The 15,042-nt window shown below is 70.5% G+C and carries 17 protein-coding genes; 11 read left to right on the forward strand and 6 right to left on the reverse strand.

The window, feature by feature from the left end; all coding sequences use genetic code 11:
* Position 1: 1 nt before the first annotated feature.
* Positions 2–1,231, reverse strand: a complete 1,230-nt coding sequence (locus P8627_RS04145; RefSeq protein ID WP_279966338.1) for a putative DNA modification/repair radical SAM protein — start codon at positions 1,229–1,231, stop codon at positions 2–4.
* On the opposite strand from P8627_RS04145, the gene P8627_RS04150 reads away from it, so the two are divergent.
* The 7 genes from P8627_RS04150 to P8627_RS04180 all read left to right on the forward strand — a co-directional run bounded on the left by P8627_RS04150 (position 1,224) and on the right by P8627_RS04180 (position 5,765).
* Positions 1,224–1,442, forward strand: a complete 219-nt coding sequence (locus P8627_RS04150; protein ID WP_279966339.1) for a hypothetical protein — start codon at positions 1,224–1,226, stop codon at positions 1,440–1,442. The two genes, P8627_RS04145 and P8627_RS04150, sit on opposite strands and share 8 nt — an antisense overlap.
* Positions 1,443–1,495: 53 nt before the next feature.
* Complete coding sequence (locus P8627_RS04155; protein WP_279966340.1) at positions 1,496–2,143, forward strand: hypothetical protein; 648 nt, start codon at positions 1,496–1,498, stop codon at positions 2,141–2,143.
* 3 nt (positions 2,144–2,146) lie between these two features.
* The gene (locus P8627_RS04160) at positions 2,147–2,539 is read left to right on the forward strand and encodes a phage holin family protein (RefSeq protein ID WP_279966341.1); all 393 of its coding nucleotides are present in this window, start codon (positions 2,147–2,149) and stop codon (positions 2,537–2,539) included.
* Positions 2,539–3,735, forward strand: coding sequence for a DUF3618 domain-containing protein (locus tag P8627_RS04165; RefSeq protein ID WP_279966342.1), 1,197 nt, complete (start codon positions 2,539–2,541; stop codon positions 3,733–3,735). Before P8627_RS04160 ends, P8627_RS04165 begins: the two co-directional genes overlap by 1 nt.
* A 166-nt stretch (positions 3,736–3,901) precedes the next feature.
* Positions 3,902–4,342: a ferritin-like domain-containing protein gene (locus P8627_RS04170; RefSeq protein WP_279966343.1), complete on the forward strand. Its 441-nt coding sequence runs from the start codon at positions 3,902–3,904 to the stop codon at positions 4,340–4,342.
* Positions 4,343–4,451: 109 nt separating this feature from the next.
* Entirely contained in the window at positions 4,452–5,522 is a 1,071-nt protein-coding gene (locus tag P8627_RS04175) for an SDR family oxidoreductase (RefSeq protein ID WP_279966344.1), read from the forward strand.
* A gap of 3 nt (positions 5,523–5,525) precedes the next feature.
* Positions 5,526–5,765 (forward strand): hypothetical protein, encoded by a 240-nt coding sequence (locus P8627_RS04180; protein ID WP_279966346.1) that lies wholly within the window; start codon positions 5,526–5,528, stop codon positions 5,763–5,765.
* Between the two features lie 31 nt (positions 5,766–5,796).
* Here the strand turns inward: P8627_RS04180 and P8627_RS04185 are convergent, their stop codons facing one another.
* Together P8627_RS04185 and P8627_RS04190 are read right to left on the reverse strand one after the other, a co-directional pair.
* A complete protein-coding gene (locus P8627_RS04185) occupies positions 5,797–7,335 on the reverse strand; it encodes an alpha-amylase family glycosyl hydrolase (RefSeq protein ID WP_279966347.1) in 1,539 nt (512 codons plus the stop codon).
* On the reverse strand, positions 7,325–8,176 hold the full coding sequence (locus P8627_RS04190) for an SDR family oxidoreductase (RefSeq protein ID WP_279966348.1): 852 nt from the start codon (positions 8,174–8,176) through the stop codon (positions 7,325–7,327). The genes P8627_RS04185 and P8627_RS04190 overlap by 11 nt, the downstream gene beginning before the upstream one ends.
* A gap of 145 nt (positions 8,177–8,321) precedes the next feature.
* Here P8627_RS04190 and gndA point away from each other — a divergent pair, with 145 nt between their 5' ends.
* Complete coding sequence (gene gndA, locus P8627_RS04195) at positions 8,322–9,713, forward strand: NADP-dependent phosphogluconate dehydrogenase (RefSeq protein ID WP_279966349.1); 1,392 nt, start codon at positions 8,322–8,324, stop codon at positions 9,711–9,713.
* 76 nt (positions 9,714–9,789) lie between these two features.
* On the forward strand, positions 9,790–10,053 hold the full coding sequence (locus P8627_RS04200; protein ID WP_279966350.1) for a hypothetical protein: 264 nt from the start codon (positions 9,790–9,792) through the stop codon (positions 10,051–10,053).
* Positions 10,054–10,074: 21 nt separating this feature from the next.
* Here the strand turns inward: P8627_RS04200 and hemC are convergent, their stop codons facing one another.
* The gene (hemC, locus tag P8627_RS04205) at positions 10,075–11,019 is read right to left on the reverse strand and encodes a hydroxymethylbilane synthase (protein ID WP_279966351.1); all 945 of its coding nucleotides are present in this window, start codon (positions 11,017–11,019) and stop codon (positions 10,075–10,077) included.
* 97 nt (positions 11,020–11,116) lie between these two features.
* On the opposite strand from hemC, the gene hemE reads away from it, so the two are divergent.
* Together hemE and P8627_RS04215 are read left to right on the forward strand one after the other, a co-directional pair.
* A complete protein-coding gene (gene hemE / locus P8627_RS04210; RefSeq protein ID WP_279966352.1) occupies positions 11,117–12,151 on the forward strand; it encodes a uroporphyrinogen decarboxylase in 1,035 nt (344 codons plus the stop codon).
* A 67-nt stretch (positions 12,152–12,218) separates the two neighbouring features.
* A complete protein-coding gene (locus P8627_RS04215; RefSeq protein ID WP_279966353.1) occupies positions 12,219–13,385 on the forward strand; it encodes an NAD(P)/FAD-dependent oxidoreductase in 1,167 nt (388 codons plus the stop codon).
* Positions 13,386–13,435: 50 nt separating this feature from the next.
* Here P8627_RS04215 and P8627_RS04220 read toward each other — a convergent pair whose 3' ends face one another.
* Complete coding sequence (locus P8627_RS04220; RefSeq protein ID WP_279966354.1) at positions 13,436–13,957, reverse strand: hypothetical protein; 522 nt, start codon at positions 13,955–13,957, stop codon at positions 13,436–13,438.
* A 137-nt stretch (positions 13,958–14,094) separates the two neighbouring features.
* Positions 14,095–14,997, reverse strand: coding sequence for an oxygen-dependent coproporphyrinogen oxidase (gene hemF / locus P8627_RS04225; RefSeq protein ID WP_279966355.1), 903 nt, complete (start codon positions 14,995–14,997; stop codon positions 14,095–14,097).
* Positions 14,998–15,042 lie beyond the last annotated feature (45 nt).

The raw sequence follows: 15,042 nt of genomic DNA on the forward strand, positions 1-15,042 counted from the left end.
CTCAGAACAGCTCCATCTGCTTCGGCTTGACGAAGCGGGCCCGCAGATCGGCGGCGTCCAGCGCGCCGGAAGGATGGTGGCCCTTGGCGGTGACGAAGGCGCGGGCGGCCTTCACGCGGCCGCCCATGCGGCGGATATCCTCGAGCCCCAGCGCGCCCTGCCGGCGGGCCTTCAGGATGCGGTCGACGATCTTGGTGCCGAAGCCCGGCACGCGCAGCAGCATCGCCTTCTCGGCGCGGTTCACGTCGACGGGGAAGCGGTCGCGATTGGCCAGCGCCCATGCGAGCTTTGGGTCGACATCGAGATCGAGCATGCCGCCCGCGTCGCGGGTGACGATCTCGCCGAGTTCGAAATCGTAGAAGCGCAGCAGCCAGTCGGCCTGATAGAGCCGGTGCTCGCGCATCAGCGGCGGGTCGATCAGTGGCAGGACGGCGCTCGAGTCCGGGATCGGCGAGAAGGCGGAGTAGTAGACGCGCTTGAGCCCGTAGGCGCCGTAGAGGCGGCTGGCATTGCCGAGGATCGTCGCGTCGTCGGCGGCATCCGCGCCGACGATCATCTGCGTGGACTGCCCGGCGGGCGCGAATTTCGCGCGGCGGCGGCCGGTGAAGCTGCGCTCGGCATAATCCTCCTTCGTCAGGCGGACCTTGCCCATCGCCTTGCGGATGCCGACGGGATCCTTCTCGGGGGCGAGCGACCGGACCGAAGCATCGGTCGGAAGCTCCACATTGATCGACAGGCGGTCGGCGACGAGGCCCGCGCGTTCGATCAGCTCGGGGCTGGCCTCGGGGATGGTCTTGAGATGGACATAGCCGCGGAAGCCACCGGCGCGCAGCTTCTCGGCGATGCGGACCATCTCCTCCATCGTGTAGTCCGAGGACTTGATGATGCCCGATGAGAGGAACAGCCCCTCGATGTAATTGCGGCGGTAGAACTCGGTGGTCAGCCACACGACCTCGTCGACCGTGAACCGGGCGCGGAGAACGTTCGAGCTGGCGCGGTTCACGCAATAGGCGCAGTCGTAGACGCAGTAATTCGTCATCAGGATCTTCAGGAGCGAGATGCAGCGCCCATCGGGGGCGTAGGCGTGGCAGATCCCCGATCCGGTCGTCGATCCGAGCCCCGTGCCGTCGCGCGATCCGCGCTTCGACGTGCCCGAGGACGCGCAGGACGCGTCGTACTTGGCCGCGTCTGACAGCAGCGCCAGCTTATCCTGAATCGTCATCTTGGCCATACGTTCCGTTTACGTTCTCATCGCGGCCACGGCAAGCGCCTCCCCTGCGACGATTTGGAACGCTTCGCCGCAGGCCCGCGTTGGAACCGCATCGATCCCTGGTGGCCCGCCGGCCGCCGCAGCACCCGGAAAGGGGCCTTCAATGCGCAATATCTTCTACATCATTGGTGTCGTCGTCGTCGTCCTGGCCATCATCCAGTTCGTCCTCTGATCCGGCCCGATCCAGCGCATCACCGCCCCCTGCCCCGACAGACCGAGGACATCATGGCCCACAAGACCACCGCGAAACCGGCCGCCGCCAAAACCGGCAGCCCGGCCGATATCGAGAAGAACAGCGCCGCCATGGCGGCGCAGGACACGCCTGATACCCAGAAATCCGCCGCCGAGATCGCGGAGGAAACCGGCGCAGCCGCCAAGGATCGCGCCGGCCAGCTGAGCGACAAGGCCAAGGCGCAGGCGGCAAAGGCCGCCGAGAAGGCGCGCGGCATGGCCGACGCGAAGGCAGAGGAGGCCAAGTCCTACGCCACCGGCGAGATCGACCGCACCGCCGAGCAGATCCGCGAGGCCGGCCGCCAGTTCGGGGCCGAAAGCTACCAATCGCAGGCCGCCGATTACGTGGCTCAGAACCTCAGCCAGGCCGCCGACCACATCCGTGACAAGGATCTCGGCGACGTGGTGGACGATGTCAGCCGCTTCGCGCGCCGCAACCCGGCGCTGTTCCTGGGCGGCGCGGCGCTGCTAGGCTTCGGCGTGGCGCGCCTGATGAAGGCGAGCTCGGACGGGCATGGCGGCCATGGTGGCCGGGTGTCGCGCGGCGGCTACGTCACGGCCGGCCCCGATGTCGACCGCTTCGACGATCCGCCCGCGGGCGTCGCCCACATGCCGCATGACCGCCGCCGCGGGGATGTCTGAGCCATGAAGGACGAGGATCGCCGCAAGGGAACCGCGGGCCTGTTCGCCGACGTGCTGACGCATGTCTCGAACCTCGTCCGCAAGGAGATGGACCTCGCCCGCGCCGAGATGGGCGAGAACCTGCAGCGCGCGGGCGTGGCCGTGGGTCTTCTGGTGGGCGCGATGGTGATCGCGCTGGTCGCGCTCAACGTGCTGGCCGGCGCGCTGGTCGCCGCCATCGCCGAACTGGGGCTCGAGACCGGCTGGGCCGCGCTGATCGTCGGCGGCGTGCTGGCGCTGATCGCCTACCTGATGGTGGCCAAGGGGCTGAACGACCTGAAGGCGACCAGCCTGGCGCCCACCCGCACCGCGAAAAACGTCCGCCGCGACGCCGAGGCGGTGAAGGAGAGCATGTGATGGCCGAGACCAAGAGTGTCGCCGATATCGAACGCGAGATCGAGGCCGAGCGCGGCGCGCTGGCCCGCTCGCTGGAGGATCTGCAGGCGCGCTTCGCGCCCGAGCAGATCGCGGATACGGCCAAGGACTACCTGCGCGAGAATGGCGGCCAGATCGCCGCGAAGGCGGGGAACACGCTGAAGGAGAACCCGGTCGGCGCGATCCTGACGGGGGTCGGCGTGGCGATGATGATCGCAGGCCGGTCGCGCAAGAAGCCGGGCTATGACCGCTGGGCCGCGACCCATGACGAACACGCGCCCGACTGGGGCCGCAAGCGCGGCGCGGCGGATGCCGCCGGGACGCCTCCGCAACCCGCCTGGGACCGCAGCGCCAAGCCCGCCGCGCCGGGCCTGCGCCAGGAGGCGCCGCCAATGGCGGGCTTCGACGCGCGCTTGGCCCGGGCCGAAGGCGACGCGGAGGAGCCCTCGCGCTGGGACGCGGCGGCCGCACAGGCTCGCGCGCTCCGCGACAAGGCCGCCGCCGCGCTGCACGGGCTGGAAGAAAAAGTCCGCGGCTCGGAAGACCCCGGCCGGTCGCGCGACGCCTTCCTGCGCGGCGCGCGCGAAGGCTATGCCGCCGCCTCGGCCCGCGAAGCGCGGCTGAAGGCCCCCGACATCCCGAGCCGCGGCCGCTACCGAGCGTCGGCCGAGCTCCGCAACCGCATTACCGAAGGAACCGAAGACATGTCAGACGATGCCCGTGACCGAGTGATCCGCGCCAGGCAGAAGGCGCATGACGCGCAGGCGGCGGTGGAGGAGCGGTTGGGCGACTACGCCGCGCGCGGCCGCCGCGGCTACGACGCGCAACCCTTGATCGGCGGCCTTCTGGCCTTCGGGCTGGGGGCCGCGATCGGCGCCGCCCTGCCCCGCACCCGCCGCGAGGACGAGATGCTGGGCGAGTATCGCGACCGCGCCTTCGAGGAGGCCGACCGCATCTTCCGCACCGAGGCCGCCAAGCTGCAGGCCGTGGCCGAGGCCGCGCTGAACGAGGCGCGCGACGTGGCCGATGAGGCCATGCGCGACGCCAAGCGCCAGACGCCGACCGGCCGGGAAGCCGTGGATCGCGTCGAGGAAACCGCCGAAGCGGCGGCCGAGCGCATCAAGTCGGCGGCCGAGGACGAGGCCGAGAAGCAGAAGCTGGGCAGCAGCCTGAACTGACCGGCTCGTGTGGAGCCCAGACGGGGCGCGGCGTCGATGCGATGCCGCGCCCCGTTCTATTTTCCCCTGTCGTTTTGTCGCGGGGTTTCCCTTGCGAAAGCAGGAACATACCCCCCGCTGGCCCGCGTTGAACTACTGTAACCTGCAAACGAAAGGGAGAGCCAAAATGGCCGACCGTATCGACACCCTGAAGACCCTTCTGACCCGCCTGATCGACTCGCGCGAGGGTTATCGCGAAGCGGTGGACCACGTGGATTCGCCGCGCCTGACGGAGATCTTCGAGAGCTTCATCTCGCGCCGCGACCGCGATGCCGCCGAGGTGCGCGCCTATCTCGTGAAGGAAGGCCAGACGATCGCCGATGACGGCTCGCTTCTGGCCGCGGCGCATCGCGTCTTCCTCGACCTGAAGGAGAAGGCCACGGGCGGCCGCGACGCCGCCGTGCTGCAGGAGGTCATCCGGGGCGAGAGCCACCTGCTGCAGACCTACGAGGACGCGCAGGACGCCGCCGGCGCCGAGGCGCCCGAAACGCTGTTCCTGCGCGAGCAGCATGCCGCGCTGAAATCCGCGATCCAGCAGTTGGAGACGCGCGAAGACCTCGCCGCCTGACCCCAGGCCGCGCCACGCGCGACGATTTCGACGGGCGTCCCCGCAACCGGGGGCGCCCGTTTCACGTTGACCTGCCAGACACGCCCCATCACCCGCGAGGAGAGATCACATGAAACCCATCGCAGTCGTCGCCGGAGGCTCCGCCGGCATCGGGCGCGCCACGGTCGAGGCGCTTTTGGCCCGCGGCTACCGCGTCGCCGTGCTGGCGCGCGGCCAGGACCGGCTGGACCAGATGCGGGCCGAGCTGGGCGCGGATCTCTGGACCCGCTCCGCCGACGTGTCGGACGCCGCGCAGGTCGAGGCCGCCGCCGACGCGATCGTCGCCGATTGGGGCGCGCCGGAGGTCTGGATCAACAACGCCATGCTCACCAGTTTCTCGTCCTTCGCGGAGGTCGACGACGCGGAGTTCCGCAAGATCACGGACACGACCTATCTGGGCACGGTGAATGGCTGCCGCGCGGCGCTGCGCGTGATGGAGACCGGGCGGATCGTCAACGTGGGCTCGGGGCTGGCCTATACGTCGGTGCCGATGCAGGCCGCCTATTGCGGGGCCAAGCACGCCATAGAGGGCTTCACCCAGGCCCTGCGGATCGAGATCGCGCGCGGGCGCCGCGACATCACGCTGGGCATGGTGCAGCTGCCGGCGGTGAACACGCCGCAATTCGACTGGGCGCGCAACCGGCTGGATGCGAAGCCGCAGCCCGCCCCGCCGATCTTCCAGCCCGAAGTCGCCGCCGAGGCTATCCTGCGCGCCGTCGAGACGGGCGCGCGCGAGGTGCTCGTCGGGCGCTCGGTCCTGAAGCTCGTCTTCGCCAACATGCTGTTTCCGGACGTGGTCGAAAGCCAGCTCGAGAAGATGGGCGTGGAGGCGCAGGAATCGCCGCAGCCCGATTTCGGGCGGGACGACAACCTGGACGGGCCGCTGGCCGATTATCCGTCGAAGGCGCATGGCTCCTTCGACGACCGGGCCGCCGATCGGGGCATCATCGTCGACGGCGACCGCGCGCGGAAGGCGCTGGTCTTCGGCGCGGCGGCGGCGCTTCTGGGGATCGGCGCGATGCTGGGACGCGCGTCGAAGGCGGGCCCCGCCGAGCCCGAGCTGCACGACCCGGACCGCACGGACCTGCCCTGGGGCCTCGACACGCCCGACTATTCGCGGGCGATCGCGGATCGGCGCTGAGGCTTGGACGTCCTCGAATTGACGCGCTGGGCGGCGGCCGTCGCGACGATCGCGGCCGCGCTGATGGTCGCCTGGGGCGAGCCGCCGCGGCTGGTGGCCTGGGGCTTCGCGCTGTTCGTGGTGGCGTCGCTCTGCTGGATCGGCGCGTCGCTGGCGCAGGACAAGCCGGCGCTCCTGATCCAGAACGGCGTGCTGCTGGCGGTGAATGTCTGGGGGCTGTGGCGCTGGTGGGGACGGGGCTGAGGCCCCGCCCGGACCGGGACGGGGCCGGCGCTTAGCGCAGCCAGATCGCGCCGGTGCGCCCGGGCAGGGTGCCGCCCTCCATCTCGCCCGAGGCGATGTCGGGATCGGGCCGGGCCTCGACCGGGTCCGTGCCGAAATTCAGCACCACCTCGGCGCAGTCGTAATCGAGCCCGATCACCTCGCCCTCGTGGCGCCAGCCCTGCAGCTTGCGGCCACGCAGCTTGTCGCGCCGGAAGGCGTGGATCTCGCGGTAGAAGCGCAGGTTGCTGTCATGCGCGATCTCCTGCACCGCGACCGACAGGCCCGAGGCCCAGTCCATCGGCAGCCAGGGCCGCCCGGTGGAAAATCCGCGATCGGCGCCCTCGGCCCAGGGCAGCGGTACGCGCGCGCCCTCGCGGCCCGGCCCGTCGGGCCAGTAGAGCAGGTCCAGCGGATCCGTCACCGCCGCCTTGGGCAGCTGCGGCTGGCAGAGCCCCAGCTCCTCGCCCTGGTAGACCAGCACCGTGCCGGGCGAGACGGCCAGCATCAGCGAGAGGAAGCGCACGTCGCGGTCCGAACCGTCGCCCGATTTGCCGGCATGGCGCGGCTGGTCGTGGCTCGACAGCCACCAGCCCAGCGCCTGCGGATCTTCGGCGCGCGACATGATGTCGGCATAGGCCGCGGCCGTTCCCGCCCGCTCGGGCAGGTCGGTCGTGTAGGCCGCGTCGAGCCGGCCCGGCTGCGTCAGCCCGCAGGCGAGTTCCACCGACTGGTTGCCGGAGGTGACCTCGCCCAGCAGGAAAGCATCGGACCCCGCCCAGTCGCGAATGTTCTCGACATAGTCGAGCCCGTCGCCGGGCAGGATGTCGTGGACGTGATCCTGGTAGGTGTAGGGCACGAAATTCTCGCCCGAGACGCGATCCTGCACCTCGGGCGTCGCGGGCGGGTTGTCGGCCATCTCGGTGTTGAAGACGAAGGAGGTGATCGCGTCGATCCGGAAGCCGTCCACGCCGCGGTCGCGCCAGAAGCGCATGATCTTGCGCATCTCCGCCTTCACGTTCTCGCAGCGCAGGTTCAGGCTGGGCTGCTCGGCGGTGAAGTTGTGGAAATAGTACTGCCGGCGGATGTGGTTCCAGGTCCAGGCCGGCGGTCCGAATTGCGACAGCCAGTTGTTGGGCGCGGTGCCGTCGGGCTTGGGATCGCACCAGACGTAGAACTCGTCGTAATAGGGATCGCGCGCGACCGAGCGGGCAAACCAGGGCGCCTCCTTCGAGGTGTGGTTGAACACCTGGTCGATGACGACGCGCAAGCCCAGGTCATGGGCCCGGCGCACCAGCTTGTCGAAATCGTCGAGCGTGCCCAGCATCGGGTGCACGTTGCAGTGATCCGCGACGTCATAGCCGCCGTCGGACATAGGCGACGGGTAGAAGGGCGACAGCCAGATCGCATCGACGCCGAGCTTGGCCACGTGGTCCAGCTTCTGCGTGATGCCGTCGAGCGTGCCGACACCCGTTCCGCGGGTGTCGCGGAACGAGCGGGGATAGATCTGATAGATCGCGGGGGCCGATGGCCAGGTCGTGTCAGGCGCCAACCACCATGCCTCCGTTCGGGTGCAGCGTCTGGCCCGTATAGTAGCTGCCATCCGAAGACGCGAGGAAAAGGAAGGCGGTCGCGACCTCCCAGGGTTGCCCCGCGCGGCCCATCGGCGCGCCGGAGCCGAAATCCTCGACCGCCTCGGCGGGCATGGTGCCGGGGATGAAGGGCGTCCAGATCGGGCCGGGCGCGACCGCGTTCACGCGGATCTTGCGGTCCATCAGGTTCGAGGCCATCGACCGGGTGAACGCGAGCGACGCGCCGCGCGTCATCGAGTAGGTCACGAGCGAGCCCATGCCCGCGAAGGCGTTCACAGAGGAGGTGTTCACGATTGCCGCCCCGTCGGGCAGATGCTCGAGCGCGGCCTGGGTGGTGAACATGTAGGCCATGATGTTCGAGCCGATCATCTGCCGGATCAGGTCCTCCGACAGCGCGGCGAAATCCTCGTCCAGCCATTGCTGGGCGCCGTTATTGATCAGGATGTCGAGCCCGCCGAAGCGCTCGACCGTCTTCTCGACCGCCGCCGTCGCATTGGCCTTGATGCCCAGATCGCCGGGGATGAGCAGGCATTCCGCGCCCTCGTCCTCGACCAGGGACTTGGTCTCCTCGGCGTCGCGATCCTCCTCGAGATAGGCGATGGCGACCTTGGCGCCTTCGCGCGCGAAGAGCACCGCGACCGCGCGGCCGATGCCGCTGTCGCCGCCGGTGATCAGGGCGACCTTGCCCTTCAGCTTGCCGACACCGGGATGGCGCGGGGCGTAATCGGGGGCCGGGTCCATCTTGTGCTCGGCGGCGGGCATCGCGTCTTGCGACTGGGCGGGGATGTCGGGGGCGGTCATGGCGATTGGCTCCGGATTGTGGGCGTTCCCGGAACAACGTGCCCCGCCGCGGTGGCGTTCCGGCCCGGCGCGGCGACGGCGCGGGTTTCGCCCGGCCGCCCCGGGCACTACCGTCGCCGAAGGAACACGGGGGAGGACGCGGCGCATGGCCGACACATCACGGATCGGGCTGATCGGGCTGGGGACGATGGGGGCGGCGCTGGCCGCGAACATCGCCGAGAAGGGCTTCGACATCGCCGTCTTCAACCGCACGACGCAGAAGACGCGCGACTTCGCGAAGGCCGCGGGCGATCTGGCCCCGCGGATCACGCCCTGCGAGACGCTGGAAGAGCTCGTCGCCGCGCTCGCCCCGCCCCGGGCGATCATCCTAATGGTGCCCGCGGGCGATCCGGTCGACGACCAGATCGCCGCGCTGCGCCCGCTTCTGGACGAAGACGATCTGATCATCGATTGCGGCAACGCCAATTTCCACGACACGAACCGGCGGATGGCCGCAGGCGACGGCCCCTTCCTCGGCGTCGGCGTCTCGGGCGGGGAGGCAGGCGCGCGGCACGGACCGTCGATCATGGCCGGGGGCGCGCCCGCGCATTGGGACCGCGTCGCCGACATCATGGAGGCCATCGCCGCCAAGCACGAGGGCGCCCCCTGCGCCGCGCTGCTGGGGCCCGAGGGGGCGGGGCATTTCGTGAAGATGGTCCATAACGGCATCGAATATGCCGACATGCAGATGATCGCCGAGATCTACGGGTTGCTGCGCGACGGCATGAGGCTGGACACGGGCGCGGTGGCCGATCTCTTCGAAGCCTGGGATCGCGGGCCGCTCGACAGCTACCTGATCGAGATCACGGCCAAGGTCGCCCGCGCCACCGATCCGGCCACGGACAAGCCGCTGCTCGAGGTGATCGTGGACGCGGCGGGCCAGAAAGGCACCGGGCGCTGGACCGCGATCGAGAGCCAGCACCTGCTGACGCCGATCCCCGCCATCGAGGCGGCGGTGGTGGCGCGCAACGTGTCGGGTCGGCGCGCGGAGCGGGCGGCGGGCGAGGCGCTGTTCGGCCCCGCGCCGCAGCCCGTCGAGATCGACCATGCCACGCTGGAAGGCGCGCTGATCGCCGGCAAGGTGCTGGCCTATGCGCAGGGCTTCGTGATGATCGCCGCGACCTGCGAGGCGCATGGCTGGGACGTGGATCTGCCCACCGTGGCGCGGATCTGGCGCGAGGGCTGCATCATCCGCTCGGCCATGCTCGACGACATGGCGCAGGCGCTGGGCGACGCCCCGGGCGAGAACCTGATGCGCACGCCGCATTTCGCGGATCTCCTGAAGCGGCATCACGGCGCGCTGCGGCAGGTGGTGGCGCAGGCGGCGCTCCACGGCCACCCGGTCCCGGCGCTGGCCTCGGGCCTCGCCTATTTCGACGCGATGCGCACGGCGCGCGGAACGGCGAATATGATCCAGGGCCAGCGCGATTTCTTCGGGCTGCACGGGTTCGAGCATGTGAACGGCAAGACCGGCCAGCACGGGCCTTGGGCGGGCTGACGCCCGCGCGCCCCATTGCGGTCACGACCCTCGGCTATCCGAGGGGCACGTCACGTCTGTCGAGAGCCGCGCTTCCATGACCAGGACCAACCTTTGCTGGGCGATCGGCATCTGGATCGCGTCGATCTGGTTCGGCGTCTCCGTGATGTTCGGCCACATCCCCGGCCTGGACTCGGACGTCGGCACCTTTCACCGGATCGCCCGCCTGACGGCCATGGCCGCCGCGGAACACGGCTTCCTCCTCACCGGACTCGGCGCGACCCTGTCGGGTCTGGTCATCGGGCTTCTGTGCCTGGCCTTCGGGGACGGATCTCCGGATGGCGGGATGGGGCTCGACTGACACGCCCCGGGGGCGTGGCCGTCATCCCCTCCAGTCGAAGAACCCGTCCGGCGCGCGGTCCAGCAGGTTTCGCGCCAATGTCTCGCCCAGCGCCGCGGCATCCTCGACAGGGGCGTCACCCGCCTCGGCCAGCACGTCCGACCCGTCGGGGCGCAGGATCTCGCCCCGGAAACGCAGCGTGCCGCCGTCGAGCTCCGCCAGCCCGGCGATGGGCGTCTCGCAAGACCCGTCGAGCGTAAGCAGGAACCGCCGCTCGGCGGCAAGGCGCTGGCCCGTGGGGCCGTCATGGATCGCTTCCAGAAGGGCCGCGATGGTCGTGTCATCCGCGCGCCGCTCGATCCCGATGGCGCCCTGCGCCACGGCGGGCAGCATGTCGTCCGTGCCGATCGCCGTGCGGGGCACGTCCGAAAGGCCCAGGCGGTTCAGCCCGGCCATCGCGAGGAAGGTCGCCTCGGCCACGCCGCCCGCGAGCTTCTTCATGCGGGTCTGCACGTTGCCGCGGAACTCCACCACCTCCAGGTCGGGGCGCCGGTGCGACAGCTGCGCCCGGCGGCGGAGCGATGACGTCCCGACCACGGCGCCTTCGGGCAGGTCCGACAGCGCGCGACCGTCCAGCGTGACGAAGGCGTCGCGCACGTCCTCGCGCGGCAGGTAGGTGTCGAGGACCAGGCCCTCGGGCTGCAGGGTCGGCATGTCCTTCATCGAGTGGACGGCGATGTGGATGCGGCCCGCCAGCAGGTCTTCCTCGATCTCGCGAGTGAAGAGGCCCTTACCGCCGATCTCCTTGAGCGGACGGTCCAGCACGCGGTCGCCCGTGGTCTTAATGACGATGATCTCGAAGGCCGCCGGGTCCAGCCCATGCGCCGCCGCCAGCCGGTCCCGCGTCTCATGCGCCTGCGCGAGCGCGAGCGGCGAGCCCCGCGTGCCGATGCGCAGCGGGTGGGCGGGAGAGAAGGCCTCGGGCATGGGTCGTCCAATCTGTCAGGCGCGGTTGACAGTCGCGCGTCGATTGACACTCTGACAACAAGGCGGCAGGCGGTGTCCAGACCCGCGGGAGAGAGAGATGACGAATACCAAGCCGCTGTTGCGGGCCCTGGCGGGCGAGACCCTGCCGGTGCCGCCGATCTGGATGATGCGGCAGGCCGGGCGCTACCTTCCCGAATACAAGGCGACCCGGGCCGAGGCCGGCGATTTCCTGTCGCTGTGCTACAATCCCGACCTCGCCACCGAGGTCACGCTGCAGCCGATCCGCCGCTTTGGCTTCGACGCGGCAATCCTGTTCGCCGACATCCTGCTGGTGCCCGACGCGCTGGGCGCGGATCTGTGGTTCGTCACGGGCGAGGGCCCGCGCCTGTCGACGGTGACCGGCCCCGAGGGCCTCGCGAAGCTGAAGGGGCCGGACGACATCCACGACCATCTCGCGCCGGTCTACCAGACGGTGCGCAACCTCGCCGGCGCGCTGCCGCCCGAGGTCGCGCTGATCGGTTTCGCCGGCGCGCCCTGGACGGTCGCCACCTACATGATCGCCGGGCGCGGCACGCCCGACCAGGGCCCGGCCCATGCGCTCAAGGACAGCGATCGCGCGACGTTCGACGCGCTGATGGAGCTGCTGATCGCGGCCACGATCGAGTATCTGGACGCGCAGGTGCAGGCGGGCGCGGAGACGGTGAAGCTGTTCGACAGCTGGGCGGGATCGCTCAAGGGCGCGGATTTCCAGCGCTACGCGGTCGAGCCCGCGCGCCGCATCATCGCCGAGCTCAAGCGCCGGCATCCGCACCTGCCGATCATCGCTTTCCCGCGCGAGGCGGGCGAGGGCTATATCGGCTTCCACGCCGCCACCGGCGCGGATTGCGTGGCCGTCGACGACTCGGTCGACGCGGAATGGGTGGCCGAACATGTCCAGCCCACGGGCTGCGTGCAGGGCAACCTCGCCTCGCGCCACATGGTGACCGGCGGCGACGCGCTGGTCTCGGAGGTGCGCCGCATTCGCGCGGCCCTGTCGAAGGGCCCGCATATCTTCAACCTGGGCCACGGGATCACCCCGGATGCCGATCCCGACAATGTCGCGCTGATGATCGATACGCTGCGCGAGGAGTGAGCGGCGAGGCGAGGGGCGCCGCCCCTCGCGCTCCCCGAGGTATTTCCGGCCAGAGGAAGACAGGACGGTGGAGAGCTTCGATTTCATCGTCATCGGCGGCGGGATGATGGGGGCGCCCTGCGCCCGCTACCTGGCCGAGGCCGGGCATCGCGTGGCGCTGGTCTGCCCGCCCGAGCCCGCGCGCTACGCCGACAGCGCCGGCCCCTTCGCAAGCCATTGGGACGCCGCGCGGATCACGCGGCACGTCGCCTCCGACCCGGTCTGGGCGCGGGCCTCGGCCCGGTCGATCGCGCGCTACAGCGATCTGGAGGCCCGGTCCGGGCGGCGCATCTACCACGAGACCGGCGCGCTGATGGCCGGGCTGCGCGACGGGCCGCTCGCCGATTGGACCGCGGGCTTCCTGCGGGTCGCGGACGGGGTCGAAGGGGCCGCGCGGCTGGACGCGGCCGAGGTGCGGGACCGGCTGGGCATCGCACTGCCCGTGGGCGCGGTGTCGAGTTTCGAGGCGACGGGCGGCGGCTGGATGGACCCGCGGGCGATGCGGGCCGCGCAGACGGAATTGGCGCAGGCGGCCGGCGCGACGCTGATCCCGCAGGCGGCGACGGCGCGGGCGGGCGGCACGGTGACCCTGGCCGACGGGTCGCGGCTCGCCGGCGGCCACGTGGTCGTGGCGACCGGGCCGCATGCCGGCTCGGACGGGTTGCTGCCCGCGCGGCCCGCGATGACGGTCTGGGCGCGGACCGTGGCCTTCGCGCGGCTGTCGGAGGCGGAGGGCGCGCGCCTGGCCGCACTGCCCTCGCTGATCTGGGTGCCGGAGGGCTGGGACCACGACCTCTACATGCTGCCGCCGGTGCGCTATCCCGACGGGCGGCTCTATCTCAAGATCGGCGGGCAGAAGGATGGGCCGACGATCGGCTCGGGCGGGGCGATGCGCGACTGGTTCCACGGGACGGGCGATCCGCAGGTCGGCGCGCGGCTTCTCGCCGAGATGCGACGCGTGCTGCCGGGGCTGGATGTGGAGGCGGAGAGGCTCGGGCCCTGCGCCGTCGTCTGGTCACGGACGGGCTATCCCTACATCGAGCGGCTGGACGAGCACGTCACCGTGCTCTGCGGCGGCAACGGGGCTTCGGCGAAATGCGGGGATGAATGGGGCCGCCTCGGCGCGGTCGCGGCCACGGGCGGCGATCCGTCGGGCGAGGGCTATCCGGAAGGGTTCGCGGCGGCCTGGGACTGAGCCGCCGCGAAGTGCCGACCGGCCCGCGGGGACGGGCCGGCCGGTTGGGGTCAGTTCTCGTCCTGCTCGCTCTCGAAGTGCATCTTCACCAGTTCGACCAGGGTGAACTCATTCGGATCGAGGCCGAGCGTGCCGGCGAGCTGGGCCTTGGCGCCGGCGGAGACCGGGGTCAGCCGCTCGCCCGGGCTGGCGAATTGCGCCGGGTTCGGCACGTAGCATTCCTCGCTCTCGACCAGCGCTTTAAGCAGCGTGAGCTGGCCGGTCGTGTATTCGGCGGGGTCGACACCCAGCGAGCGAGCGAGCTGTTCGCGGCTCGACATCGGAGCGGGGGCGCGCGGCGCGGAGGCCTGCTGGAAATCGGCGAGGAGACGGGCCTTCTCGGTCTCGCTGTCGGTCGCTTCGATCCGGCAGTTCAGATCCGAGAGTTCGGCCAGCGTATGATCGCCGGCATCGACGCCCAGGTGCTGCGCCAACTGCGCTTTCGTCGCCTGCGCCGCGGGCGACAGGTCTTCCGAGAAGGCGGGTCCGGCGAGAGCCACGAGCGCCGCGATCGATACCATACGTGCAATCATTGTTCTGATCTCCTGTCCTGACTTGGACGGCGGAGACGAGACCTCCCCTGTTCCGCCGACCTTGCAGAGGACGATGGCGGATTCGCCCGGGGGCGGCATTGACGGCCGTCAAGACCCGTGGCGCGGGTCGCGAAGGGTCAGACCCACTTGGCGAGCGGCGGCAGGCTCATCAGCACGGCATTGGCGTCATGCCCGGTCTCGAGCCCGAACTTCGTGCCGCGGTCGTAGACGAGGTTGTACTCGGCATAGAGGCCGCGATGGACGAGTTGCGCCTCGCGGTCGGCCTCGGTCCAGGGCTGGTCGCGGCGCTTTTCGGCCAGGGGCAGGAAGGCGGGCAGGAAATGCGCGCCGACATCGCGGGTGAAGGCGAAATCGGCCTCCCAGTCGCCGGTGTTGAGGTCGTCGTAGAAGATGCCGCCCACGCCCCGGGCCCGCTTGCGGTGCGGGATGAAGAAATACTCGTCCGCCCAGGCCTTCAGCTTCGTATAGCGGTCCGCGCCATCGAGCGGGCCGTGCGGGTCGCAGGCGGCCTTCATCTCGGCGTGGAAATGCGCGGTGTCCTCGGGATATTCGAGACAGGGATTCAGGTCGGCGCCGCCGCCGAACCACCAGGCGTTGGGTGTCCAGAACATCCGGGTGTTCATGTGCACGGCCGGCGCGTGCGGGTTCCGCATATGGGCGACGAGGCTGATGCCCGAGGCCCAGAAGCGCGGATCCTCGGCCATGCCCGGCACGCCCCGCGCGGCCATCGCCGCCTGCGCGCGCGGCGCGAGCGTGCCGTGAACCTCGGACCAGTTGACGCCCACCTTCTCGAAATGGCGGCCGCCGCGCATCACCGACATGATGCCGCCGCCCGCGTCCGAGCCGTCCTCGGAGGCGCGCCGCGTGGGCGTGACCTCGAAGCGGCCGGCCGGGCCGTCCCAATGCGCGGCGGGCCGGTCCTCCAGCCCCTCGAAGGCGGCGACGATCCGGTCGCGCAGTTCGCGGAACCAGGCGGCGGCCCGGGTCTTGTGGTCACTCGCCTCGGTCTGGTCCTTCATCTCGCCCCCGAACATCCGTTGGTCGCAGCGCCCGGTCGGGGCGCC

Source organism: Jannaschia sp. GRR-S6-38 (genome assembly GCF_029853695.1).
Classification (GTDB): domain Bacteria; phylum Pseudomonadota; class Alphaproteobacteria; order Rhodobacterales; family Rhodobacteraceae; genus Jannaschia; species Jannaschia ovalis.

Coding starts and splice junctions, on each gene's coding strand:
- P8627_RS04170 (WP_279966343.1), top strand. CDS start 3,902: ATGGCCGACCGTATCGACACCCTGAAGACCCTTCTGACCCGCCTGATC.
- P8627_RS04220 (WP_279966354.1), bottom strand. CDS start 13,957: ATGATTGCACGTATGGTATCGATCGCGGCGCTCGTGGCTCTCGCCGGA.
- P8627_RS04155 (WP_279966340.1), top strand. CDS start 1,496: ATGGCCCACAAGACCACCGCGAAACCGGCCGCCGCCAAAACCGGCAGC.
- hemE (WP_279966352.1), top strand. CDS start 11,117: ATGACGAATACCAAGCCGCTGTTGCGGGCCCTGGCGGGCGAGACCCTG.
- P8627_RS04175 (WP_279966344.1), top strand. CDS start 4,452: ATGAAACCCATCGCAGTCGTCGCCGGAGGCTCCGCCGGCATCGGGCGC.
- hemF (WP_279966355.1), bottom strand. CDS start 14,997: ATGAAGGACCAGACCGAGGCGAGTGACCACAAGACCCGGGCCGCCGCC.
- P8627_RS04190 (WP_279966348.1), bottom strand. CDS start 8,176: ATGACCGCCCCCGACATCCCCGCCCAGTCGCAAGACGCGATGCCCGCC.
- P8627_RS04160 (WP_279966341.1), top strand. CDS start 2,147: ATGAAGGACGAGGATCGCCGCAAGGGAACCGCGGGCCTGTTCGCCGAC.
- gndA (WP_279966349.1), top strand. CDS start 8,322: ATGGCCGACACATCACGGATCGGGCTGATCGGGCTGGGGACGATGGGG.
- hemC (WP_279966351.1), bottom strand. CDS start 11,019: ATGCCCGAGGCCTTCTCTCCCGCCCACCCGCTGCGCATCGGCACGCGG.
- P8627_RS04200 (WP_279966350.1), top strand. CDS start 9,790: ATGACCAGGACCAACCTTTGCTGGGCGATCGGCATCTGGATCGCGTCG.
- P8627_RS04165 (WP_279966342.1), top strand. CDS start 2,539: ATGGCCGAGACCAAGAGTGTCGCCGATATCGAACGCGAGATCGAGGCC.
- P8627_RS04145 (WP_279966338.1), bottom strand. CDS start 1,231: ATGGCCAAGATGACGATTCAGGATAAGCTGGCGCTGCTGTCAGACGCG.